General features: G+C 53.1%; 1 protein-coding gene. It reads left to right on the top strand.

Annotated elements, in window-relative coordinates:
- The coding region (gene tuf, locus E1162_RS00075) for an elongation factor Tu (protein WP_155125405.1) at positions 1-1064 on the top strand (1064 nt) is incomplete at both ends.

The following is a 1064-nucleotide window of genomic DNA, read 5'->3' as shown; positions in this document are numbered from 1 at the left end:
AAAACCACTCTGACCGCTGCAATCACCAAGCAGTTCGGTGAGTTTAAGGCTTACGACGAAATCGACGGTGCTCCTGAAGAGCGTGCACGTGGTATCACTATTTCCACTGCACACGTTGAATACGAAACCGAAGCACGTCACTACGCACACGTAGACTGCCCAGGCCACGCTGACTATGTTAAAAACATGATCACCGGTGCTGCGCAGATGGACGGCGCTATCCTCGTTGTTAACGCAGCAGACGGCCCAATGCCACAGACCCGCGAGCACATCCTGCTTGCTCGTCAGGTTGGCGTTCCTGCTCTTGTTGTGTTCCTCAACAAGGTTGACCAGGTTGATGATGAAGAGCTCCTCGAGCTCGTTGAGATGGAAATTCGTGAACTTCTGTCTTCCTACGAGTTCCCAGGCGACGATATTCCTATCGTAGCAGGTTCTGCACTTGCAGCTCTTGAAGATCGCGATGCGAACATCGGCTCCGAGAAAATCGCTGAACTGATGGCTGCAGTTGACTCTTATATCCCAACTCCAGACCGTCCACGCGACCAGGCATTCTTGATGCCTATCGAAGACGTGTTCTCCATCTCTGGTCGCGGTACCGTAGTAACTGGTCGCGTTGAGCGTGGTATCGTCCACGTTGGCGACGAAGTTGAAATCATCGGTATCAAAGACACCAAGAAAACCACCGTTACCGGCGTTGAAATGTTCCGCAAGCTGCTCGATCAGGGTGAAGCAGGCGACAACATCGGCGCACTGATCCGCGGCGTTGGCCGTGAGGAAGTAGAACGTGGTCAGGTTCTTTGTAAGCCAGGTTCCGTTACTCCGCACACCAAATTCAAGGCTGAGGCATACATCCTCACCAAGGAAGAAGGTGGACGTCACACTCCATTCTTCACCAACTACCGTCCACAGTTCTACTTCCGTACAACTGACGTGACCGGCGTTGTATCCTTGCCTGAAGGCACCGAAATGGTAATGCCTGGCGATAACGTATCCGTCTCTGTTGAGCTGATCGTTCCTATCGCTATGGAAGACGGTCTGCGCTTCGCTATCCGCGAAGGTGGCCG

The sequence above is a fragment of the Pseudovibrio flavus genome, from assembly GCF_009711345.1.
GTDB classification, from domain to species: Bacteria; Pseudomonadota; Alphaproteobacteria; order Rhizobiales; family Stappiaceae; genus Pseudovibrio; species Pseudovibrio flavus.
This window is presented reverse-complemented; position numbering and strand designations above follow the sequence as displayed.